This window comes from Sphingomonas phyllosphaerae FA2, from assembly GCF_000427645.1.
Lineage (GTDB): Bacteria > Pseudomonadota > Alphaproteobacteria > Sphingomonadales > Sphingomonadaceae > Sphingomonas > Sphingomonas phyllosphaerae.
In genome coordinates, this window is record NZ_KE386571.1 from 381762 (window position 1) to 404227 (window position 22466).

The window sequence follows — 22466 nt, forward strand, 5'->3', positions numbered from 1 at the left end:
CGCAACCGCCGAGCGCGCCCGTGCGCAACAGGAATGTTGCACCGGCGCAAAGATTCGTCATGGCAGCGCAAAGCGCGGCGCGGAGAAAAGCGTCGCCCCGCGCGTTCGCGGGACCAAGGAGAAAGACGATGCGCCGTCCGATGATCGCCCTGTTGAGTGCCGCGATGCTGGTGCTGCCGACCGGGGCCGTGGCGCAGGTCCAGTCCGCGGGCGACACCGGGCGCGCGCCGCAGCGCGTGCGCAGCGTGACGCTGGAGGGTGAAGAGAAGTGCCCCGTCGCGCAGGGCGACGAGGTGGTGGTGTGCAGCCGGCTGAACCCCGACGAGCAATATCGCATTCCCAAGCAGTTGCGTGACAGTGCGGAGCCGGCGGCAAAGAACCAGGCGTGGACCAATCGCGTCGCGACGGCCGATCAGGTGAGTCGCGTGGCGGGCGGATTGCCGGATACGTGCTCGCCGGTCGGATCCGGCGGGCAGACCGGGTGCGCGCTGATGATGAACCGCGCGTGGGCGGCGGAGCGCCGCGCGGCGGAGAAGAACGATTCGATGATCCCCGGCGGGCGGTGAACAGCGATCCGGTAGGAAGGCGCGGGGGCCCGGGTCAGGTACGGGATGACGGAGGTGGTGTTGTCGCTCCGTCAGGTGGGTTGGCATGTCGTTTGTTGATCGGCTGAACCTCCGTCTGCCGCTGATCCAGGCGCCGATGGCCGGTGTTTCGACCCCAGCGCTCGCGGCGAGCGTGTCGGAGGCGGGTGGGCTCGGGTCGATCGGCGTCGGTGCCGGCGATTCCGCCGCCGCGCGGGCGATGATCGCAGAAGTGCGGGAGCGCACCGGGCGTGCGTTCAACGTCAATCTGTTCGTTCATCGCCCGGCCACGCCCGATCCGGTGCGCGAGGCGGCGTGGCTGGCATGGCTGGCGCCGGTGTTTGCGGCTTATGATGCGGTGCCGCCGCAAAGGTTGCGCGAGATCTACACGAGCTTCGCCGACGATCCCGACATGCTGGCGATGCTGCTGGAGGTCGCGCCGCCGGTGGTCAGCTTTCACTTCGGACTGCCCGATGCCGAGGTGATCGGCGCGTTGCGGGCGCGCGGCATCGTCACGATGGCGACCGCCACCAGTCTTGACGAGGCCCGGCTGATCGCGGCGGCCGGAGTCGACGCGGTCGTGGCGCAGGGCATCGAGGCAGGCGGGCATCGGGGCGTCTTCGATCCCGCTGCCCCCGACGATGCGCTGGGCACGATCGCACTAACGCGGCTCCTGGTACGCGCGACATCGCTGCCGGTGGTCGCGGCGGGCGGGATCATGGATGGTGCGGGGATCGCCGCCGCGCTCGATCTGGGCGCGGTCGCGGCGCAGCTCGGGACGGCGTTCATCGCCTGCCCCGAGTCCGCGGCGAGCGACGAATATCGGGCGGCTTTGGCGGGAGAGGGCGGTTATCATACCGTGCTCACCTCGCTGATCTCGGGGCGACCGGCGCGGGCGCTGGCCAACCGCTTCACCGCTTTGGGTGAGCAGGTCGCGGGGTGGCGTCCGCCCGATTATCCGATCGCCTATGACGCGGGGAAGGCGCTCCACGCCGCGGCGGTGGCGAAGGGCGAGCATGGTTATGGCGCGCATTGGGCGGGGCAGGGCGCGCCGCTGGCGCGGGTGCTTCCCGCCATTGAGCTTGTGCGGTTGCTGAGCGAGGAACTCGCGGCGTGTCGGCGGTGAAGGAAGAAGCGGGGTCCCGGGTCGCGCTCGGGACGACGTACGAGGCTTACTGCCCGAAGTCGGGCGTTGACGCGTGCCGCACCGCCTCGCGCGCGGCGGCGAGGAGGGCGCCGGCCTTGGCCTCGCATTCGCGCTGTTCGTAGGCCGGGTCGCTGTCGGCGACGATGCCCGCGCCGGACTGGACGTGGATCGTCCCGTCCTTGACCACCGCGGTGCGCAGCACGATGCACGAATCCATCGAGCCGTCCGGCGAGAAATAGCCGACGCCGCCGGCGTAGGCGCCGCGCTTTTCGGGTTCCAGCTCGGCGATGATCTGGCAGGCGCGAACCTTGGGTGCGCCGCTGACCGTGCCGGCCGGGAAGCCCGCGAACAGCGCATCGATCGCGTCATGCTCGGGGGCGAGCCGGCCGACGACGTTCGAGACGATGTGCATGACGTGGCTGTAGAATTCGATGCCGTAGCTGTCGGTCACCTGCACCGTGCCCGGCGACGCGACGCGGCCGACGTCGTTGCGGCCGAGGTCGAGCAGCATCAGATGCTCGGCGCGTTCCTTGGGATCGGCGAGCAGGCTGTCGCGGTTGGCGGCGTCCTCCAGCGCGGTCTTCCCGCGCGGGCGGGTGCCGGCGATCGGGCGGATCGTGACCTCGCCGTCGCGCGCGCGGACGAGGATCTCGGGGCTGGACCCGGTGAGCGCGAAGCCGGGCAGGTCGAGATGGTAGAGGAACGGCGACGGGTTGATGCGGCGCAGCGCGCGGTACAGCTCGAACGCCGGAAGCGGGAAAGGCGCGGTGAAGCGCTGCGCGAGCACGACCTGAAAGATGTCGCCGGCGGCGATATAGTCCTGCGCGCGCGCGACCATCTCGGCGTAGCGGCCGGGGGCGAGCGTGGGGGCGAGCGCGATGTCGGTCTGCTCGGCGCGGGCGCGCGGCGGCAGTGCGCTGGCGGCGAGGCGGGCCTCGACCGCATCGAGGCGTTCCTCGGCGGCGGCGATCTGGTCGCCCGGCACCTGCGCGGCATCGGGCCAGACCGGCGCGACGAGGAACAGCTCGTCGGCGAGCCGGTCGAACATCAGGATGACGGTCGGGCGCACGAACATCAGGTCGGGCAGGCCGAGCGCATCCTGTTCGGGCTGCGGTAGCTTTTCGACCAGCCCGATCGTCTCGTAACCGAAATAGCCGACGAGGCACGCCAGTGCGCGCGGCAGTTCGGGCGGCAGGTCCATGCGGATCGAGGCGACGAGGTCACGCAGCGCGGTCAGCGTCGGCGCGGCGCAGGGCGCGAACGCGTCGCGATCCTCCAGCCAGCGCGGATTGATCTCGGCGCGGTCGCCCTGCGCGCGGAGCACGAGATCGGGGGCGAGGCCGATCATCGAGTGGCGACCGCGCACCGCGCCGCCCTCGACCGACTCGAGCAGGAAGTCGCCGCGCCCGGGCTCGATCAGCTTGAGCGCAGCGGCGACCGGTGTCTCGGTGTCGGCGATCCGCCGCCGCCAGACGAGCGCGGGGCGACCGCCGGCGAGCGCCGCCGCGGCATTACTGGCCGGCGTCGCCACCAACGAGGTCCTTCTTCAGCTGGGCGATCGCGTCGGGATAGCGCTTGGCGCCCTGCGCGGCGGCGACGGCATTGGCGAATTGCTGCGCATATTCGCCGCCGATCGCGCGACCGAGATCGGCGCGGGTCGCCTGGATTGCCGCAGGCTGCTTGCTTGCGTCGCCGGGCACGATCTGCTCGACACGCAGCACCAGCCAACCGCGCCCGTCGGGAGCCTGGATCGCGCGTGCCGCGCCCTGCTTCAACCCGAACATCATTGCGAGCACCGGATTCACCTGCCCCTGATTGGCGGTGATCTGCGCGCGGGTCGCCTCGACGCGCTCGACCGGCGCCTTGACGCCGGCCTGCGCGACCGCGGCGGCGAGCGGGGTGCCGGCGTTGACCTTTGCGACGATCGCGTTGGCGGCGGCCTGCGCGGCGCGGCGCGCGCGGTCGGCGGTGAGATCGGCGACGACCTTCGCGCGCGCCTGTGCGAGCGGGATCGGGGTGGCGGGGACGATGCGGTCAAGCGCGGCGATCGCGAAGCCGCCATCCTGCCCGATGCCGACCGTGGTCGGCGTGTCGCCGTCCTCGGCCGCGAAGCCCGCGGCGATCACCGGGGCGAGCGTCGCGTCGGGCTGCGCCTCCGGCTGATCGGGGTTGATGCCGCTCGACAGCACCGCCGGGGTGGTCTGGACGTTGAGCTTCTGGTCGCGCGCGACTTCGGCGATGTTGGCGTTGTCGGCGAGCGCATCCTCGACCGCGTCGCGAATTTTGCCGATCGTGTCGTTCGCTTTCTGCTTGGTGAGTGCGGCGACGATCTCCGGGCGTGCCTGCGCCAGCGTCTTGCCGGGGTCCTGCGAAACCTTCTCGACGCGTGCGACGACGAAGCCGATCGAACCGCGCACCGGGCCGACGACATTGCCCTGCGCCGCCCCGAACAGCGCGGCGGCGACCGCCGGCGAGGTCTGGGTCGCGAGTGCGGATTGCTCGACCGCGGTGATCGTGCGTGCCTCCAACCCGGCGGCGCGCGCGGCCGAGGCGAGCGGCGTGCCGGCCTTGACCTTGTCGGCGAGCGCCTGTGCCGTCTTCTGATCGAGGACGGTCGCCAGCGTCACGTCGCGGAGCGGCTTGGGCGCGTATTTCGCCTTGTCGGCGTCATAGGCCTTCTGGATTTCGGCGTCGCTGGGCACCGCCTGCGCGGCGACCTGCTGCGGGGTGACGAGCGCGTAGCGGATCACGCGGCGCTCGGGCGTGGTGTAGCGCGCGACGTTGCGCTTGTACCAATCCTGCACCTCGGCGTCGGTCGGCGCGGGGCCGGACACGCTGGCGGGAATCAGCGCCGCCTGACCGGCGCGGCGTTCGAGCAGCAACGAGGCGTATTGCAGGGCGAGGCGCTGCGGCACCTGGCTGGCGCCGACCGTTGGCACGATCAGGAATTGCGCCATCGTCTCGCGCGCGATCTCGCGCTGGACCTGCGCATCGGTCATCCCGCGCTGCGCGATCAGGCGGAGATACGCCTGCTGGTCGAACTGGCCGGTCGCGCCCGCGAAGGCGGGGATCGCCTTAAGCTCGCTGCCGACCAAAGCGCGGCTGACGCGCATGCCCTGTTCCTCGCCGAACGTCTCCAGCGCCAGCCCGGTCAGCGAGCGGGTGATCAGGCTCTCGACCCCGCCGGCGCGGACGAAGGTCGCCATGTCGAGATCGGGCTGTTGCTGGCGTGCGGTGCGGATTTCGTCCTGCGCGCGGCGGCGGATGTCGTCCGCGGTGACCTTCTCGCCGTCGACCGCCGCCAGCGGGTGGCCGAGGATGCCGCCGCCGCTGGCCAGACCGGTGACGTCGCCGGCCGCGAACGCCAGCGCGATCACGATCAGGATGCCGAAGGTGACGATCATGCCAACCTTCGAATGGATGATGCCGCGGAGGAAGCTGAGCATGGAAGAGGCAGACCGGGACAGGAGTGAAGCTCGCCGCTTTAGGCACACGTCCGGCTGGCATCAAGCCGCGCGGTCGTATAACAGGTTTAACAACTCAACGGGGAGACACGATCGTGCGGCGCAAGCTGGTGGCGGGCAACTGGAAGATGAACGGCGATCTGGCGTTGCTGGCGGAGCTGGATGCGGTGGCGGCGGCGGCGGCGCGCTTGCCCGAGGTCGATGTGGCGGTGGCGGTGCCCGCGACGCTGATCGCGCCGGCCGCGCAGCGGGTGCCGGGGCTCGCGATCGGGGCCGAGGACGTCCACGAGGCGGAGAGCGGCGCCTTTACCGGCTGCGTCTCGGCGGCAATGGTGCGCGAGGCGGGGGCGCGGTTCACGATCGTCGGCCATTCGGAGCGCCGCGAGTATCAGAACGAGACGAGTCAGGATGCGTGGGCGAAGGCGGCGACGGCGCATCGCCACGGGCTGTCGGTGATCCTGTGCTGCGGCGAGACGGGGGCGGAGCGTGATGCGGGGCGGGCGGAGCGCGTAGTGCAGGCGCAGATCGAGAAATCCTTGCCCGAGAAGGCGCATGGCGACTGGCTGACGCTGGCCTACGAACCGCGCTGGGCGATCGGGAGCGGGCGGACGCCGACGCTGGAAGAGATCGCGGCGATCCACGCGATCGCGCGCGCGAAGATGCGGCAGCTGATCGGCGCTGCGGCGGATGGCGTGCGGATTTTGTACGGCGGGTCGGTGACCGGCGACAATGCGCGCGCGATCATGGCGGTGCCGGATGTCGATGGCGCGCTGGTGGGGGGGGCGAGCCTGACCGCGGCGAAGTTCGTGCCGATTATCGAGGCGGCGGTCGGATAAGGCACCGTCGCCCCTGCGGAGGCAGGGGCCTATGGCTGTTTCGTATTTTGGGCGGTTTGACACAGGGGTGGTGGGCCGTGTGTCAGACCTTGCGCGGCACGATGCAGACATGGGCCCCTGCCTGCGCAGGGGCGACGGCGCAGGGGGCGGGGCTTGCCTCGTCTTCGTCTTCGTCGCCCCGGACTTGATCCGGGGCCCCGCTTCTTCTTGGCGGTCGGGCAGGAAGAAGCGGGATCCCGGATCACGTCCGGGATGACGTGGTCGGTCAGCCGAACCTTTTCTTCAGCAGCGCCCATGTCGCGCGCAGGCCATACGCTTCGCCGCCTTTCGGGCGACCCGGCCGCGGCGACGGACGCCACGCGAAAGTGTCGAGGTGCGCCCATGGCACGCTCGCGGGCACGAAACGGCGGAGGAACAGCGCGGCGGTGATCGAGCCCGCGAAGCCGCCATCGGGCGCGTTGACCATGTCGGCCACGTCCGACTTGAGCATGTCGTCGTAGCCGTCCCACAACGGCAGTCGCCACAAAGGATCGTGGACCGACGTCCCCGCCGCGAGCAGTTCGGTCGCGAGCGTCTCGTCCTGCACGAACGTCGCGGGCAGGTCCGGCCCGAGCGCGACGCGCGCCGCGCCGGTCAGCGTCGCGAAGTCGATCAACAGGTCGGGCGCGCCCTCGACCGCTTTGGTCAGCGCGTCGCCGAGGATCAGCCGGCCCTCGGCATCGGTGTTGGTGTTCTCGACCGTGAGCCCTTTGCGGGTCGTCAGCACGTCGCCGGGGCGGAAGGCGTTGCTGGCGATGGCATTCTCTACCGCCGGGATCAGCAGGTGGAGCCGCACCTTGAGCCGCGCTTGCATCACCAGCGCGGTGAGCGCGAGCGCGTGCGCGGCGCCGCCCATGTCCTTCTTCATCAGCCGCATCCCCGACGATGGCTTGATGTCGAGCCCGCCCGAATCGAAGCAGACGCCCTTGCCGACCAGCGCGAGGCGCGGCGCGGATGGGTCGCCCCATTCGAGTTCGATCAGGCGTGGCGCGCGATCCTTGCTCGCCGCCTGTCCGACCGCGTGAATCATCGGATAGCCGGTGGCGAGCGCGTCGCCGCGCGTGACGGTGACGGTCGCGCCATGCTGTGCGGCAAGCGCGTCAGCCTCCGCCTCCAGCTCGGCCGGACCGAGGTCGCTGGCGCCGGTGTCGACCAGATCGCGGACGCGAGCGGTGGCGGCGGCGAGGCGGACGGTCTCGTCGATCGCGGCGACGTCGGTGGTGAGCAGCACGCGCAGCGCGGCGGGTTCGACCTTGCGGTAGCGGGTGAAGCGGTGCTGCGCGAGCAGCCAGCCGAGCCCCGCCGCGCCGGTCGCGCCGCCGTCGGCGAGCCGGTACGTGCCTTCCGGGAGCGTGTCGGCGAGCGAGGCGATCCGCCACGGCGAGTCGAGCGCTTCGTCGCAGACCAGCAGCATCGCCCAGTCGTCCGCCGCCTCGCCGGGCAGGATCGCGCGATTGCCGGCGCGGCCGGTGACCTTGTTGGCGGCGACCGCGGTGCGGACGCGCGCCGGTTGCCCCGCGAGCCAATCAGCGAAACGGTCGGGGTGGACGACGTGGATGTCGCGGGCGGGCTGGCCGCGATCGGGCTGGAGCAGGGCGCTAAAGTCGGTCATCGCGGGACCAAAGCAGGACTTGGCGCGGGGCGCAACGCGCGCGGTTCCCTTGCGCGGCGCGCCATCCTACATCGCGCGCATGACGACACATTCGACTCGCATGTTGATCCTGGGCTCGGGCCCGGCCGGGCTGTCCGCCGCGATCTACGGCGCGCGCGCCGGGATGGCGCCGATCGTGGTGCAGGGCATCCAGCCCGGCGGCCAGCTGACCACCACCACCGACGTGGAGAATTATCCCGGCTTCAAGGAGGTGATCCAGGGGCCGTGGCTGATGGAGCAGATGCAGCAACAGGCCGAGCATGTCGGCACGCGGCTGATGTGGGACACGATCGTGGAGGTCGACCTGACTGCGCGTCCCTTCCGGCTGATCGGCGACGGCGGCGACGTCTACGAGGGCGAGGTGCTGGTGATCGCGACCGGCGCGCAGGCCAAGTGGCTGGGGCTCGACAGCGAGGATGCGATGAAGGGCAAGGGCGTCAGCGCGTGCGCGACGTGCGACGGCTTCTTCTATCGCGGCAAGAAGGTGGCGGTGATCGGCGGCGGCAACACCGCGGTCGAGGAGGCGTTGTACCTGACCAACCACAGCGACGACGTGACGCTGATCCACCGCCGCGACACGCTGCGCGCCGAGCGGATTTTGCAGGAGCGGCTGTTCGCGCATCCGGGCATCAAGGTGCTGTGGAACAAGGAAGTCCGCGCGTTCGTCGACGGCGGCGGAAATGCGGGCCTCGTGGCGCTGGAGCTGGAGGACACCGTCACCGGCGCGCATTCGCGGATCGACGTCGAGGGCGGGTTCGTGGCGATCGGGCACCATCCGGCGACCGAGCTGTTCCGCGGGCATCTCGCGCTGGACGAGGACGGCTATATCGCGGTCGAGACCGGGTCGACGCGCACCAGCGTGCCGGGCGTGTTCGCGTGCGGCGATGTGATGGACAAGGTCTATCGCCAGGCGGTGACCGCGGCGGGAACCGGGTGCATGGCGGCGCTGGATGCCGAGCGGTTCCTGGCGGCGGCGGAGTTCGAGGCGGTGAGGGAAGCGGCGGAGTAACGCGGTCGGCGCAGGCACCTGATCGCGTTTGCGATGAGGGTCGGGTCGACCTGACCCGAAGGCCGACACGTCACGGATCGAAACCGGGCCGCGATCATTCCGCCACCTCACCTCCCGCGGAAGGAACGGCGCGTGCCGGTCGTCAGCAAGATCGTCAGGACCGTCCTCGCCGCGCTGCTGTTGCTCGTGCTCGCGATCGGGCTGGCGATCACGATCGTCCCGCGCTTCCTCGACCGGCTCTATTACGAAGGTCCGGCGTCGGATCATTATGACGGCGCGCGCTTCTTCAATCCCGATGGTGACGACACGATGGCGCCGCCAGCGGGCGGCAGCCGCGGCGGGTTCCTCTGGCGGCAACTGACCGGCAGCGACGATCGCCCTGCATGGCCGGACACCGTCGCGGTCACGCCGGCGCGCCCGCCGGCACGGGTAGAGGGAACGCGGATGCTCGTCACCTGGGTTGGCCATGCCACCGTGCTGATCCAGACGCAGGGGCTCAACATCCTCACCGATCCGGTCTGGGGCGAGCGCGCCGGCCCGCTCGGCTTCGGCCCGCGCCGCGTCGCTGCGCCGGGCATCCGCTTCGAGGATCTGCCGCGCATCGACCTCGTGCTGGTCAGCCACAACCATTACGACCATCTCGAGAAAGCGACGCTCCGGCGGCTCTGGCAGCGCGACACGCCGACGATCGTCACCAGCCTCGGCAACGACAGCGTCATCGCGCAGACCGGTGCCCGCGCCACCGCGCTGGACTGGCGCGGCACGGTGCAGGTCCGCCCCGGCATCCGCGTCGCGGTGACCCGCAACCACCATTGGGGCAGCCGCTGGTTCGCGGACCGCAACCGTGCCTTGTGGTCGAGCTTCGTCTTGCAATTGCCGGCGGGCGGCAATTTGTTCTTCGCGGGCGACACCGGGTTCGGCGACGGGCAATGGCCGGCCGAGGCCGCGGCGCTTGGCCCGATCCGGCTCGCGCTGTTGCCGATCGGCGCGTTCCGTTTCGTCCCCGGGCAGATGGTGTCGGGCGCGCACATCGGCCCCGCACATGCCGCGCTGGTGTTCGAGCGGCTGCGCGCATCGCGGGCGCTGGCGATCCACTGGGGCACGTTCCGGCTGTCCTACGAAGCGCGTGACACGCCGCCGCGGATGCTGGCCGCGGCGATGAAATGCCTGAACCGCACCGGCTTCGACGCGGTTGCGATCGGGCGGACGGTCGAGGTGCCGGTTGCGACCAATCCGCCGCCGCTGCCGGCCACGACCCCTGTCGCGATGCTTGCCTGTCTTGACACGCCAGCGGTTCGCGCGCTGCGGTAGGGTCCACCGAGCCTAGCTGCCTGGCGTCATTGCAAGCGGAGCGAAGTCATCCAGTGCCGGATCAGGACGCCCTGGATTGCTTCGCTGCGCTCGCAATGACGAACGCCTTGCCGACTCCTCCACCTAATCGATCCGATTATCGAGCCGGCCGGCCGCGTCGCTTATGCTCCACTCACGTTATCGGAGAGGAAAGGGCGCAACGATGCTGTCAGCCAATCAGGCCACTGCGCGGGTCGGCACGAACCCCAACCCAACTGCGTCGTTCGATCCGCCGGTGACCCGGAATGGGCTGGACCGGCTGATGGCCAGCCCCTCGCGGCTCGACCAGCTCGCGCCGCCGCTCGCGCATGTCGTGGCGGAGGGCGACACGCTCTCCGACATCGCCGCGAAGCACGGCACGACCTGGCAGACGCTGGCGCGGATCAACGGCCTTTCCGATCCCGACCGGCTGACGATCGGCCAGCCGATCCGCCTTCCGGCGAGCGACACGCCCGCGACGCACGTCGTCCGGCGCGGCGAGACGCTGTCGGGCATCGCGCAGGCGAACGGACTGGACGTCGCCACGCTCACCCGCACCAACCATCTTGCCAACCCCGATCGGATCGCGGTCGGTCAGACGCTGCGGCTGAGTGGCAGCGCGCCTGCACCGCAGACTGCGCCCGCTGCCCCGGCAAACGCGCCGGTCAACACCCCCGCCAGCGCGGCGCCGCGACTCGGCGCGATCGCCGAGCGCTACGAGAGGGGTGGCCGTGGTCCCGGTACGGTGTCGACCGGGTCCGGCGATCCCGGCGGCGTCTCCTACGGCGTCTACCAATTGTCCTCGAACGCCGGCACGCTGCAGAAATTCCTCGCCAACGAGGGCAAGAGCTATGCCGCCGAACTCGGGACGGGCGTCGGCAGCGAGGGCTTCAACGCCACCTGGAAGGCGATTGCCGCGCGCGACCCGCAGGGCTTTCGCGCCGCGCAACACGCCTTCATCGATCGCACGCACTATCAGCCGGCGGTCGACGGCGTGAAGGCGACGACGGGGCTCGACCTGTCCAGCCGCCACGCTGCGGTGCGCGAGGCGACCTGGTCGACTTCGGTCCAGCATGGCGGTGCGCAGGGCATCCTCAATGCCGCGATCAGCAAGACCGACGCGCAGGTCGATCGCACTTCCGCCGATTACGACCGCAAGCTGGTCGACAACATCTATGCCGGTCGCGCGGATTATCTGAACGGGCTTGCCGACAACGGCAAATACACCGCGAAGGAAGCCGCGCAGCTGCGCTCGATCGCCGCGACGCGCTACCCGAACGAGCGGCGCGATGTCGCGGCGTTGTTCGAGGCCGCCCCGGCTGCTGCCACCGCGTCCGCCGCGCCCGCGACCGCGGCCGAGGCGCGCACCGCCGCCGATTTCGCGAAGATCGTCGAGACGTCGGGCGATGCGCAGGCGCGGGCGGATCTCGCCGCGGGCAAGCAGGTGCTGGTCGCGATCCGCACCGACAGCACGACCGGCGCGCACAACGGGCAGGGCGACTATAACGATCGCTTCGCGCTGCTCTCGCGCGCTGCCGACGGCAGCTACCGCGCGCAGACGTTCCAGGGGAATACCGAGCCCGCCGGCAAATATGCCGCGCGCGGTTATGGCGTCGACGTCAACGGCGACGGGCGCAAGGAACTCGGCCGGCTGGTCGAGGGCAGTTACCGTTACGAATTGCAACCAGGCAATTTCGCCGGCAACCGCTTCTTCCGCGCGACCGAGACACAGCAGGCGTTGCGCGACAGCAACCATGACGGGCGCTTCACCGCCGCCGACACGATCGACCGCAGCGGGGCGGGGCGTTCGATGCTGATCCATCAGGGCGGGAACGGCACGACCGGCTCGGCGGGCTGCCAGACGCTGAACCCGGCCGACTTCGCGGCGTTGTTGAAGGGGCTCGGCACGCAGCACAGCTTCAGCTACGTGCTGGTCAACGCCAACCGCTGATCGCTTTCGGAGGCTCCATGCGTCCCGTTCTCGCCGCCTTGCTCCTGCTCACGGCATGTGGCGAGCCCGGCGCGGCGCAACCGGATCGTGCGACGGGCAACACGCCTGCTACTGCCACTGCGACGACCACGCCGGCTGCCACCGCCGCCGGGGCGTGCGAGCCCGATGCGCCCGAAAGCCCGTGCCCGGTCGTCGGGCATTGGCGGATCGTCAAGACCTTCAACCCCGCCGCGTCCGACCCGACCGTCGACGACATGGGCATGACGGGCGCGACGCTGACCGTCACGGGCAATGGGGCCGGGCCGGGCGCGATCCGCTGGGATGGTCCGGACACCGGTCAGTTCGACATTTCCGACGTCTGTACCGGGCCTTTCCTGAGTCCCGCCGCGAAGCCGCACCCGGATGCCTCGCGCGCCGTGCTGACCCGCGCGCTCACCGCCTGGAGCGTCAAGGCCGATGCGGCGGCGGCGCGGCATCTCGGCTGCGATGACGGCCATTGGTCGGTGCCGAGCGATCCGTCCGGTCAATGGTACGGGCTGGTCCTGCCGCTCGGCCGGACGATGGCGTTCGAATGGTACGACGATCGCATGATCCTCGCCGAACGGATCGATTGACCGCGGCAACATACCTGATTTGTTCCGCTTTGTGCTGGCCGTGCGGGTGACGGCCTGCTAAGCTCGCCGGGCGTTCAAGGTTCTTATTGCAATGGGCTAAATGACTGATCGACAGCCCTCCCCATCCGTCGCCCCGGACTTGATCCGGGGCCCCGCTTCTTCGGCGACCGCAGCAAAAGCGGGATCCCGGATCAAGTCCGGGATGACGAAGGAACGTTGGCGCTCTCCGACTGTCGATCGGCCCGAGGATACGCGCATCATCGTGGCCGCTTCCCGAAAGATCATCCATATCGACATGGACGCCTTCTATGCGTCGGTCGAACAGCGCGACGCCCCCGAATTGCGCGGGCGTCCGGTCGCGGTCGGCGGCAATCGCGCGCGCGGGGTGGTCGCGGCGGCCAGCTACGAGGCGCGCGCATTCGGGGTGCGCTCGGCGATGCCGTCGGTGGTGGCGGCGCGGCGCTGCCCCGACCTCGTCTTCGTACCGCCGCGCTTCGACGTCTATCGCGCGGTCAGCCGGCAGATCCACGCGATCTTCGCCGATTATGCCGATGCGATCGAGCCGCTGTCGCTCGACGAAGCGTATCTCGACGTCAGCGAAGATCGCCGCGGGCTCGGCTCGGCCAGCGCGATCGCCGCCGAGATCCGCGCGCGGATCAAGGCCGATACCGGGCTCACCGCCTCCGCCGGGGTCAGCTACAACAAGTTCATCGCCAAACTCGCCTCGGATCAGAACAAGCCCGACGGCCTGTGCGTGATCCCGCCGCCCAAGGGCGCGGCGTTCGTCGCCGCGCTGCCGGTCAAGCGTTTCCACGGCATCGGCCCGGTCACCGCCGAGAAGATGGCGCGGCTTGGCATCCACACCGGTGCCGATCTGCGCGACCGTCCGATCGATTTCCTGCGCGCGCATTTCGGTAGCCACGCCGATTATCTCCACGGCGCGGCACGCGGCGTCGACGACCGGCCGGTGCGTGCAGAGCGTCAGGCCAAATCGGTCGGCGCGGAACGGACCTTCGACGCCAACCTGACTGATGCGACGGAGATCGATGCCGCGCTGGAGACGGTCGCGGCCGCCGCCTGGACGCGCGTGGAGCGTGCCGACGTTCGCGGGCGCACCGCGACGCTGAAGCTGCGCCGCGCCGATTTCACCACGCTGACGCGCGCGCGCTCGGTCACCGGGGTCATCGAAACGCAGGACCAGTTGCTCGATCTCGGGCGCGGACTGCTCGCACCGTTGCTTCCCGCCCCAGGCGGAATACGGCTGCTCGGGTTGACGCTGTCGGGCATCCTGCGCGACGAGGAAGTCGTACAGCCCGCTCTTCCCCTTTGAACCGCCCCTTAGAACCACAAGGAATCGCCGATGAAACCGCCGATCGGCCCCGCCACCCGCCTGTGCATGTCGCTCGCCGCGCGCCCCGGCACGTTCGGGTCGCGTTTCCACAATCACCTCTACGACGCGCTGGGGCTGGATTACGTCTACAAGGCGTTCACGACCGACGATCTGGCCGGCGCGATCACCGGCATCAGGGCGCTCGGCATTCGCGGCTGTGCGGTATCGATGCCGTTCAAGGAAAAGGTGATCCCGATGCTCGACGGCCTGCGCGACAGCGCGGCGGCGATCGACAGCGTCAACACGATCGTCAACGATGGTGGCGAATTGCTCGGCTACAACACCGATTACAGCGCGGTGCGCGATCTGATCGCGGACCTGCCGCGCGTGCCGTTCCTGCTGCGCGGCAGCGGCGGGATGGGCAAGGCGGTCGCGACCGCCTTGGTCGACGCCGGCTTCCCGGATGGGACGATCGTCGCGCGCAACGAGGCCGCCGGGCGCGCGCTTGCGGAGCGGCTCGGCTGCCGCTGGCAGGCGGAAGCGGACGGCGAGGCGCCGCTGCTCGTCAACGTCACCCCGCTCGGCATGACCGGCGCGGATCAGGACGCACTCGCCTTCCCCCCCGACCAGATCGCGGCGGCGCAGATCGTGATCGACGCCGTAGCCAAGCCGGTCGAGACCCCGCTGCTTCGCGCCGCGCAGGCGGCGGGCAAGACGGTCGTCACCGGCGCGCAGATCGCCACGTTGCAGGCGTTGGAACAGTTCGTTCTCTACACCGGTGTGCGACCGACTGACGAACAGGTCGCGGCGGCGGAGGCGTATGCGCTGAGCTGACCCGAGTCGTTCGTCATTGCGAGCGTAGCGAAGCAATCCAGGGCGTCCTGATCCGGCCCTGGATTGCTTCGCTACGCTCGCAATGACGGATCAGGCTGAGGTGACTGTCAGGACGCCAGCACCTTGATCCCGGTCCGGTCCTCCAGCGCTTGCGCGCCGAGCACCACCGCGCCCAGCGGCCCGGCATTGCCACCCAGCGCCGCGGGCACGATGAACGTGTCCATATCCGATACCGCGGGCAACGCGACATAACCGTTCAGGCTGGCCGCGGTCGCTGCGCGCAGCCGGGGCAGCAGCCAGGGGTTGCCGACCATCACGCCGCCGCCCAGCACGATCCGCCGCGGCACGCCCGTCAGCGTCAGCGTCGCGAACAGCGACGACAGCGCGCCGACCACCGTCTCCCATGCCGGGTGATCGTGCGGCAGGTCCTCGCCCTTGATCCCGGTTCGCGCCGCGATCGCCGGCCCGGCGGCCAGCCCCTCGACGCACGCGCCGTGATACGGGCACGATCCCGCCCAATCGTCGCCGGGCAGCCGCACCGGGCGGATGTGCCCAAATTCGCTGTGCGTGAGACCGTCGACCGGCCGGCCGTGCGCGATCATTCCCGCGCCGACGCCGGTGCCGACCGTGACATAGGCGAGGTCGCCCAGACCCTGTCCGGCACCCCAGCGCGCCTCGGCCATCGCCGCGCCGACCACGTCGCTGTGGAAGCCAACCGGCACGTCGTAGCGCGCCGCCAGCCGCCGCGCGATGTCGGTCCTCGCCCAATGCGGCTTGGGCGTGGAGGTGATCTTGCCGTAATCGGCCGATTGCGGATCGATCGAGACCGGGCCGAAGCTGGCGATGCCGATCGCCGCGACGCCGCGCCACTTGTCCATCGCCGCCTCCAGCGCGGGCAGCGTCTCTTCGGGGCGGGTGGTCGGAACGCGCACTTCCTCCAGGATCGCGTCGGGGCCGCTGGAGAGCACCGCGATGCACTTCGTGCCGCCCAGTTCCACGCCCGCGATCAACGGCAGCTGCGCCATTCAGTCTTCCTCCTCGGCCGCGGCGTCGATCCGCCGCAGCATGTCCGTAAATCGCGCCAGTTCGTCCGCGTCGAAGCGCCCGAAGATCCGGCGCTCCAGCGCGACGGCCTGCGGCGCGACCTGCGCGTACAGCGCTTCCCCCTCCGGGCTCAAGCGGAGATGGTGCGATCGCCGGTCGGTGGCGTTGGGGGTGCGGGTCAGCAACCCGCGGTCGGTGAGCGCGATCGCGGCGCGGCTGACCGTCACCTTGTCCATCCGGCTGCGCTCGCCGAGCTGCGCCTGCGTGACGGGCGCGTATTCGGCGATCAGCGTCACCAGCCGCCATTCGGGCACCGTCAGTCCGAACGCCGCCTCGTAGGCGTCCGCGATCCGACCACTGACCCGATTGGAGGTAACCGACAGCAAATACGGGAGGAACTGCTCGAGATGAAGGCGTTCTACCATGGGACACCCAAGAGAGGACGGGAAGGAAACGATCGGAACCAGAACCGGAAACGTTGCATTAATGTGACAAGGGGCACAAGGACCCCTTCCACTTTCGCGGAGTCACATTCGGGAGGCGCAACGGAGCAGAAGATGGCAGCGATCACGGCGAACGGTATCCAGATCGAATATGAGGACGAAGGACCGCGCGACGGTCAACCGATCCTGATGGTGATGGGCCTGGGGGCCCAACTGGTCCGATGGCCGCAATCGATGGTCGATGCCTTGGTCGAGCGTGGCTATCGCGTCATCCGCTTCGACAATCGCGACGTCGGGCTGTCGACCAAGTTCGATGATCTCGGCGCGCCGCACATCGTGTGGACCGCGATGCAGATGCAGTTCGGGCGCGTCCCCGCGGTTCCCTATACACTGACCGATATGGCGCAAGACGGCATCGGCCTGCTCGACGCGCTGGGCATAGACCGCGCGCATGTCGTCGGCGCGTCGATGGGCGGGATGATTGCGCAGTTGATCGCCGCGCGCTGGCCCGAGCGGGTCCGCACGCTGACCTCGATCATGTCCACTACCGGGCATCCGCATTGCTCGCGCCCGACGATGCGCGCCACCGCGTTGCTGCTGCGCCACCCCAAGAGCGACGATATCGAGGCGATCGTCGCGCATGGCACGATGGCCGGGCGTGCGGTCGGTGGACGCTTCCCGATCGAGGATGCGATCATGGCCGATCGGATCCGCGCCGAAACGCTGCGCAACCGCTGTCCGACCGGCTTCCTGCGCCAGATGGCGGCGATCATCGCCGACGGCGACCGCACCGACCGCCTGCGCCGGATCACCGCGCCGACGCTGGTGATCCACGGCAGCGACGATCCGCTGGTGCCGGTCGCGGGCGGGCGCGCGACGGCGCAGGCAATCCACGGCGCACACTTCATGGAAGTCGATGGCATGGGGCATACGTTGCCGCCCGAACTGGTCGACCCGATCGTCGCCGCGATCGACGATCACATCCGCCATCGCCGCCGCGATCCGATCCCGCAGGCCGCGTAGGCGCTAGACGGCCTGTGCACGCGGCGCGTGCCGGACCGCCGCGCCGATCACGCCGAAGCCGAGGATCATCATCATCCAGCTTCCCGGCTCGGGCACGCCGCCGCTGACCTGCAACGACGTCGCGGCCAGCGTCAGCCGAGTTGCGCCATCGACGCCGCCCGACCGGTCGCCAGCCGCGTAAGCCGCGAGAAACGATCCGATTCCGCTGACCGCGAACGTCCCGCCCTGCCGATAGTCGGGCGAGGTGAGGGCCGCGTCGCTCAACGTGAAGCGGAGGTCGTCGGTCGCATCGCTGTACCAGCTTCCGTAATCCGCGCAGCAACTGCTGCTGTCCTCATACCGGGTCGTCAGGTCGAGCCGCCCCGCACCCGCATCCTTCACGATCGCACCCAGATCGTCGATCCGCGCCGACGGACCGAAGCACCCGAAGCCCGGCTCGCAATACGGCGGTTCGTCCTTGTCACTCGTGCGGATCGCATAATCGATGTCGTTGATCGTCAGCGTCGCGGTGACGGGCGGGCGGGTGCCGTCCTGCACCAGCCCGCCGCCCTGCGCCGACGATCCCGCAACGCTGGCCGCATATTGTGCCAGCGGCATCGCGTCGTCGACGGTGAAGCGCGCCGAAAAGCCACGGCCGACGACATCGTCGCCGAACGCCGCGCTGTCCACGCTGCCGTCTTCGACGACAATGCCCGTGACGATATAGGTGAAGATGGCCGCCGAGGCGGGTGTCGCCGCCAGCAACGCCACAGCGAAAGCCATCACGATCCGTGCCGTTCGCATGCTCCGTCTCCCTGATCCGGCGTAAGCGCATGGCCGGCATAGCACTTTAACCGCTACGTGTCTGATATCGGGCACTTTCCTGTGCGCAGCGCTTTCGTGCTAAACCAACGCTGCTCCCCGTTCCGCCGCTGCAAGAGGACGCGCATGTTCGTCGACTTTCGCGATCAGCCCCCGCCGCCGCCCTGGCAGCCGCCGCGCCGTCGTCCGCGACTGACGCCGAAGCAGGAAAGGGCGCTGGCGGCGATCATCGGCTTCAACGTGATCCTGCTGATCGTCGCCCCGATTGGCGGCGCGACCTTGATCGGTGCGCTGATGCTGCTCTTCCGCTGACGAAATATTATAACAAACCTAGGTATCCCGGCCACTTGCCGCTTGCGTCAACGTCAGGTTATACGATGCCATCGCGCCGGGGGGCCGTGATTCGGGGGGAATTCCGTGACGCTGGACGTGGCGACACTGTTCATCGCCAGCATGGCGATCGAGTTCGTGATGGCGCTCTATTTCTGGACGCTGTGGCTCGGCCGCCGCGAACAGCGCGTGCATCTGTGGGTCGCGTGCTCGATCACCGCCGGGGTGCTTGGCTGCTTCTGCTACATGCTGCGCGGTATCGCGCCCGAATGGATCGCGGTCTGGGCGTCGCAGGTCTGCTTCATTCAGGTCTTTGCGTTCCTGTGGGGCGGCGTGCGGCTGGTCCATGCGCGGTCGCACTTCGCATGGGCGGTATGGAGCGGCAGCCTCGTCTGGACCGCGCTGTGCCTGATCCCGCCGCTCTTCGCCGCGGAGGCGCTGCGCAACGTCGTCGCGACGCTCGCCTTCACCTTCTACTGCCTTGCGATGACCGGCGAATTGCTACGCCACGCGCGCGCGCGGACCGCTCCGGCGCGCTGGCTGACCGGTGGGCTGCTCGTGCTTGTCTCCACGGCGTCGCTGACGCTCGCCGCCTATTCGGCCCTGCACAGCGCGCCGGTCCGCCCACTCGCCAGCGCCTCGTCGCTGCCGGGATTGTGGCTGCTGCTGTATACCGCGATCTACATCACGCTGGTGCTGTCGCTGACCACGCTCGAACTCGGCAACGAAGCGCAGCGGCAGCGTGAGGCCGCGACCACCGACTCGCTGACCGGGCTGCTCAACCGGCGCGCCTTCATGGAGCGCGCCACGCCCGCCGCCGCGCTGCCGGGCGGCGCGACCTTGCTGATGCTCGACATCGATCATTTCAAGCAGGTCAACGATCTGTGGGGCCATTCGGCGGGCGACCGCGCGCTGGTGCTGTTCGCGGGTGCATTGCTCGATACGACCGGCGAGGTGGTCGGCGCGGTGGCGGCGCGGATCGGCGGGGAGGAATTTGCGGTGCTGCTGCCCGGTGGGTCGCGTGACGAGGCGGTGGCGCTCGGGCTGCGCATCTCCGCGCGGGTCCGCGAGCTTCGGCATACGCCCGGCGCGGCGCGGATGACCGTCAGCATCGGGCTCGCCGAGAGTGACCCCGTTTCCCCGACGCTCGACGATCTGCTCACCGGCGCCGATCGCGCGCTGTACCGCGCCAAGCGCGGCGGTCGCGACCGTCTTGAACAGGACGGCGTTCCGTTCGCCCCCGGTCTCGCCGCCTGATCGACGCGGACCGGACGCTCGGTCCGTCAAATCACACCACGATCTCGCCCGGCGCGGGGTGCCCGAGGAACGCCGCCGGGCTCGCGGTCGCGCCGTACGCGCCGGCGAGGAAGATCGCGACGATCTCCCCCACCATCACCGGCGGCAGCGCGACGCGGTCGCCCAGCCGGTCGAGCGGGGTGCACAGGCAGCCGACCACCGATGCCTCGCCGTCCGGCGCAGCGCCCATCCGTCCCGCCACCGCGAGCGGATAGTTGCGCCGCACCACCGTCCCGAAATTGCCGCTCGCCGCCAACTGGTGATGCAGCCCGCCGTCGACCACGACGAACGTCTCGCCACGGCTCTGCTTCATGTCGACGACGCGTGTCAGATAGACGCCGGCCTCGGCGACCAGCCAGCGCCCGAGTTCGATCGCAAACCGGCTGTCGCGCAGCACATCGCCGCGCGCCGCCAGCGCCTCGCCCAGCGCCGCCCCGACCGCCATGACATCCAGCGCCACGTCACCTGCGAAATACGGCACCCCGAACCCGCCGCCGAGATTGACCAGCGGCGGCACCGCACCGGCTTCGTCCGCCAGCCGCGCGGCGAGCGCAAGTGTCGCCGCCTGCGTCTCGATCACCGCCGCGGCGTCCAGCGCCTGCGATCCGGCGAAGATATGGAAGCCGCGCCAGTCCGCGCCCGCCGCGATCACCTCACGCACCACCGACGCGGCGTGCTCGGCATCGATCCCGAAGGGCGAGGCGCGCCCTCCCATCTTCATGCCCGATCCGCGCAGTTCCAGATCGGGGTTCACCCGCACGGCCAATCGCGGTACGATCCCGAGCCGCTCGCCCGCTGCCAGCGCGCGTCGTGCCTCGCCCGCGGATTCGAGATTGATCGTCGCCCCGGCCGCGATCGCCGCCGCCAGTTCGTCGTCGCGCTTGCCCGGGCCGGCAAAGCTAATCGCGGCACCCGGCTTGACCGCCAGCGCGTGGGCCAGCTCGCCCGCCGACGCCACGTCCAGTCCGTCGACCAGCGGTGCGACCCGCGCCAGCAACGCCGGCAACGGATTGGCCTTGATCGCATAATGCAAATCGATCTCCGCGGGCATTGCCGCGCGGAACCGCACCACCTGCGCCGTGACCAGTGCCGCGTCATAGACGAAGAGCGGCGAGCCATGCGCCGTCACCAACGCCGTGGCATCGTGTCCGCCGATCGTCAGGGCCCCCGTCTGCGCGGCAAAGGCGGGCGGGATCGGCCCCATCGGCTTCATACGCTCGCCTCCTTCACCGACGCCGCGATCGCCGCGCGGTCCAGCTTGCCGTTGGCGTTGCGCGGCAACTCGGTACGCCAGTCGATGCGCGCCGGTTGCATATAGGCGGGCAGCTCCCGCTTCAGCCGCTCGCGCAACGCCGCCTCTGCGGCCGCATCTCCGCGCGCAACCAGCACGATGGCCTGCCCCAGCCGCGCGTCGGGAACGCCGACCGCGACCGCCTCCGCCGTTTCCGCGCCGGCGGTCGCAGCTTCCTCGACCTCCTGCGGACTGATGCGATGTCCGGCGCTCTTGATCATCTCGTCGTCACGCCCGACGAACCGCAACAGCCCGTCGTCGTCCGCCACGACGGTATCTCCCGACCACACCGCCGTCCCGCCGTAATGCGATCCCGCCGGTGCCGGGCGGAAGCGGAGCGTGGTTCGCTCGGCATCGCGCCAATAGCCTTGCGCGACAAGCGGCCCGGCGTGAACCAGTTCGCCCGGCTCGCCCGCCGCTGCGAGCGCGCCATCGGGGCGCACCACCATCACTTCGGCAAACGGCACCGCGCGCCCGATCGAGTCGGGCTGCGCATCCACCAGATCGGGGTCGAGATAGGTCGAGCGGAACGCCTCGGTCAGCCCGTACATCGGGAACAGCCGCGTCGCCGGGAAGCGTGCGCGCAACGCCCGCACCATCGTGGGGGTCAGCGCCCCGCCCGAATTGGTCAGGCGCCGCAGCTGCCCAGCGGTCTCGGGTGGCCATTCGCTTTCCAGCAGCTGCGTCCATAGCGGCGGCACCCCCGCCAGCGTCGTCGCCCCGACCCGCGCCACCGCCTTCACGACATCGCGTGGGGTCAGATAATCGAGCGGCGCGACCGCCGCCCCCGCCGCCCAGGTCGACAGCAACTGGTTCTGCCCATAATCGAACCCCAGCGGCAGCACGGCCAGCACGCGATCGTCGGGCGTGATCGCCAGATAGTGCGCGACCGCGACCGCCCCCAGCCACAGGTTCGCATGGCTGAGCATCACTCCCTTCGGCCGACCGGTCGACCCGGAAGTATAGAGCAACGCGACCAGCGCATCGGGATCGGCGTCCGAGCGCGGCAACGGATCGCCCACCTCCGCCTCGGTCACGACCCGGCATCCGTCCGGCACGTCGCCCACCTCCAGCGTCGCCGCGCGCGCATCCTGCGTCAGCAGCAGCGCCGCGCCGCTGTCGGCAAGGATATGCGCGACCTGCGCGCGCCGCAGCACCGGGTTGACCGGCACATGCACCAGCCCGGCGCGCGCCGCTGCCAGCGGCATCCAGCACGCCACCCGCGTTTTCGGCAGCCATGTCGCGACCCGCTCGCCCGCCGGAAGCTCCAGCCCCGCCAGCCACCCCGCCAGCCGCGCCACCGCCTCCTCGGCGGCGGCATAATCGACCACGCCCTCGCGATCGATCAGCGCGGGCGCGTGCGGCGCCCCACACAGCACATGGTCGATCGGGCGCGGCGTAGCATCAGGGGACACCATAGATTCGGCTTCTAGGCTCAGGCGTTGCGGAA

Annotated in this window: 20 protein-coding genes; 12 read left to right on the plus strand and 8 right to left on the minus strand. The window is 70.0% G+C overall.

Going from position 1 to position 22466, the window contains the following annotated elements; translation table 11 throughout:
• The first annotated feature begins 128 nt into the window (after positions 1–128).
• Positions 129–566, plus strand: a complete 438-nt coding sequence (locus SPHPH_RS0102215; RefSeq protein ID WP_028965220.1) for a hypothetical protein — start codon at positions 129–131, stop codon at positions 564–566.
• 85 nt (positions 567–651) lie between these two features.
• The gene (locus tag SPHPH_RS0102220) at positions 652–1710 is read left to right on the plus strand and encodes an NAD(P)H-dependent flavin oxidoreductase (protein WP_028965221.1); all 1059 of its coding nucleotides are present in this window, start codon (positions 652–654) and stop codon (positions 1708–1710) included.
• 46 nt (positions 1711–1756) lie between these two features.
• On the opposite strand, the gene SPHPH_RS0102225 is transcribed toward SPHPH_RS0102220, so the two are convergent.
• Positions 1757–3265: an anthranilate synthase component I family protein gene (locus SPHPH_RS0102225; RefSeq protein ID WP_028965222.1), complete on the minus strand. Its 1509-nt coding sequence runs from the start codon at positions 3263–3265 to the stop codon at positions 1757–1759.
• The gene (locus SPHPH_RS0102230; protein ID WP_028965223.1) at positions 3243–5177 is read right to left on the minus strand and encodes a peptidylprolyl isomerase; all 1935 of its coding nucleotides are present in this window, start codon (positions 5175–5177) and stop codon (positions 3243–3245) included. The genes SPHPH_RS0102225 and SPHPH_RS0102230 overlap by 23 nt, the downstream gene beginning before the upstream one ends.
• 110 nt (positions 5178–5287) lie before the next feature.
• Between SPHPH_RS0102230 and tpiA the strand changes: the two genes are divergently transcribed.
• Positions 5288–6031: a triose-phosphate isomerase gene (tpiA, locus tag SPHPH_RS0102235; RefSeq protein ID WP_028965224.1), complete on the plus strand. Its 744-nt coding sequence runs from the start codon at positions 5288–5290 to the stop codon at positions 6029–6031.
• 265 nt (positions 6032–6296) lie between these two features.
• On the opposite strand, the gene SPHPH_RS0102240 is transcribed toward tpiA, so the two are convergent.
• Positions 6297–7682, minus strand: a complete 1386-nt coding sequence (locus SPHPH_RS0102240; RefSeq protein ID WP_028965225.1) for a leucyl aminopeptidase family protein — start codon at positions 7680–7682, stop codon at positions 6297–6299.
• A gap of 79 nt (positions 7683–7761) precedes the next feature.
• On the opposite strand from SPHPH_RS0102240, the gene trxB reads away from it, so the two are divergent.
• The 6 genes from trxB (at position 7762) to SPHPH_RS0102270 (ending at position 14788) form a co-directional block, all read left to right on the plus strand.
• Positions 7762–8730: a thioredoxin-disulfide reductase gene (gene trxB / locus SPHPH_RS0102245; protein WP_028965226.1), complete on the plus strand. Its 969-nt coding sequence runs from the start codon at positions 7762–7764 to the stop codon at positions 8728–8730.
• A gap of 150 nt (positions 8731–8880) precedes the next feature.
• Complete coding sequence (locus tag SPHPH_RS0102250) at positions 8881–10041, plus strand: MBL fold metallo-hydrolase (protein ID WP_028965227.1); 1161 nt, start codon at positions 8881–8883, stop codon at positions 10039–10041.
• A gap of 202 nt (positions 10042–10243) precedes the next feature.
• The gene (locus SPHPH_RS20340; RefSeq protein WP_051272791.1) at positions 10244–12010 is read left to right on the plus strand and encodes a LysM peptidoglycan-binding domain-containing protein; all 1767 of its coding nucleotides are present in this window, start codon (positions 10244–10246) and stop codon (positions 12008–12010) included.
• Between the two features lie 17 nt (positions 12011–12027).
• Complete coding sequence (locus SPHPH_RS0102260) at positions 12028–12624, plus strand: hypothetical protein (RefSeq protein WP_028965228.1); 597 nt, start codon at positions 12028–12030, stop codon at positions 12622–12624.
• Positions 12625–12826: 202 nt separating this feature from the next.
• Entirely contained in the window at positions 12827–13954 is a 1128-nt protein-coding gene (gene dinB, locus SPHPH_RS0102265; RefSeq protein WP_081668451.1) for a DNA polymerase IV, read from the plus strand.
• A 30-nt stretch (positions 13955–13984) separates the two neighbouring features.
• Positions 13985–14788, plus strand: coding sequence for a shikimate 5-dehydrogenase (locus SPHPH_RS0102270; RefSeq protein WP_028965230.1), 804 nt, complete (start codon positions 13985–13987; stop codon positions 14786–14788).
• 107 nt (positions 14789–14895) lie between these two features.
• On the opposite strand, the gene SPHPH_RS0102275 is transcribed toward SPHPH_RS0102270, so the two are convergent.
• Both SPHPH_RS0102275 and SPHPH_RS0102280 read right to left on the minus strand, forming a co-directional pair.
• Entirely contained in the window at positions 14896–15813 is a 918-nt protein-coding gene (locus SPHPH_RS0102275) for an ROK family protein (RefSeq protein ID WP_028965231.1), read from the minus strand.
• Positions 15814–16257, minus strand: a complete 444-nt coding sequence (locus SPHPH_RS0102280; RefSeq protein ID WP_028965232.1) for a MarR family winged helix-turn-helix transcriptional regulator — start codon at positions 16255–16257, stop codon at positions 15814–15816. It lies immediately after the preceding gene.
• Between the two features lie 132 nt (positions 16258–16389).
• Between SPHPH_RS0102280 and SPHPH_RS18700 the strand changes: the two genes are divergently transcribed.
• Positions 16390–17298 (plus strand): alpha/beta fold hydrolase, encoded by a 909-nt coding sequence (locus SPHPH_RS18700; RefSeq protein ID WP_037487914.1) that lies wholly within the window; start codon positions 16390–16392, stop codon positions 17296–17298.
• A 3-nt stretch (positions 17299–17301) separates the two neighbouring features.
• Here SPHPH_RS18700 and SPHPH_RS0102290 read toward each other — a convergent pair whose 3' ends face one another.
• Positions 17302–18060: a PEPxxWA-CTERM sorting domain-containing protein gene (locus SPHPH_RS0102290; RefSeq protein WP_028965233.1), complete on the minus strand. Its 759-nt coding sequence runs from the start codon at positions 18058–18060 to the stop codon at positions 17302–17304.
• 165 nt (positions 18061–18225) lie between these two features.
• On the opposite strand from SPHPH_RS0102290, the gene SPHPH_RS0102295 reads away from it, so the two are divergent.
• Both SPHPH_RS0102295 and SPHPH_RS0102300 read left to right on the plus strand, forming a co-directional pair.
• A complete protein-coding gene (locus SPHPH_RS0102295; protein WP_028965234.1) occupies positions 18226–18411 on the plus strand; it encodes a hypothetical protein in 186 nt (61 codons plus the stop codon).
• A gap of 105 nt (positions 18412–18516) precedes the next feature.
• On the plus strand, positions 18517–19686 hold the full coding sequence (locus tag SPHPH_RS0102300; protein ID WP_028965235.1) for a GGDEF domain-containing protein: 1170 nt from the start codon (positions 18517–18519) through the stop codon (positions 19684–19686).
• A 31-nt stretch (positions 19687–19717) separates the two neighbouring features.
• Here SPHPH_RS0102300 and SPHPH_RS0102305 read toward each other — a convergent pair whose 3' ends face one another.
• Positions 19718–20938: a pyridoxal-dependent decarboxylase, exosortase A system-associated gene (locus tag SPHPH_RS0102305; RefSeq protein ID WP_028965236.1), complete on the minus strand. Its 1221-nt coding sequence runs from the start codon at positions 20936–20938 to the stop codon at positions 19718–19720.
• A complete protein-coding gene (locus tag SPHPH_RS0102310; protein ID WP_028965237.1) occupies positions 20935–22434 on the minus strand; it encodes an AMP-binding protein in 1500 nt (499 codons plus the stop codon). The genes SPHPH_RS0102305 and SPHPH_RS0102310 overlap by 4 nt, the downstream gene beginning before the upstream one ends.
• Between the last annotated feature and the right edge of the window lie 32 nt (positions 22435–22466).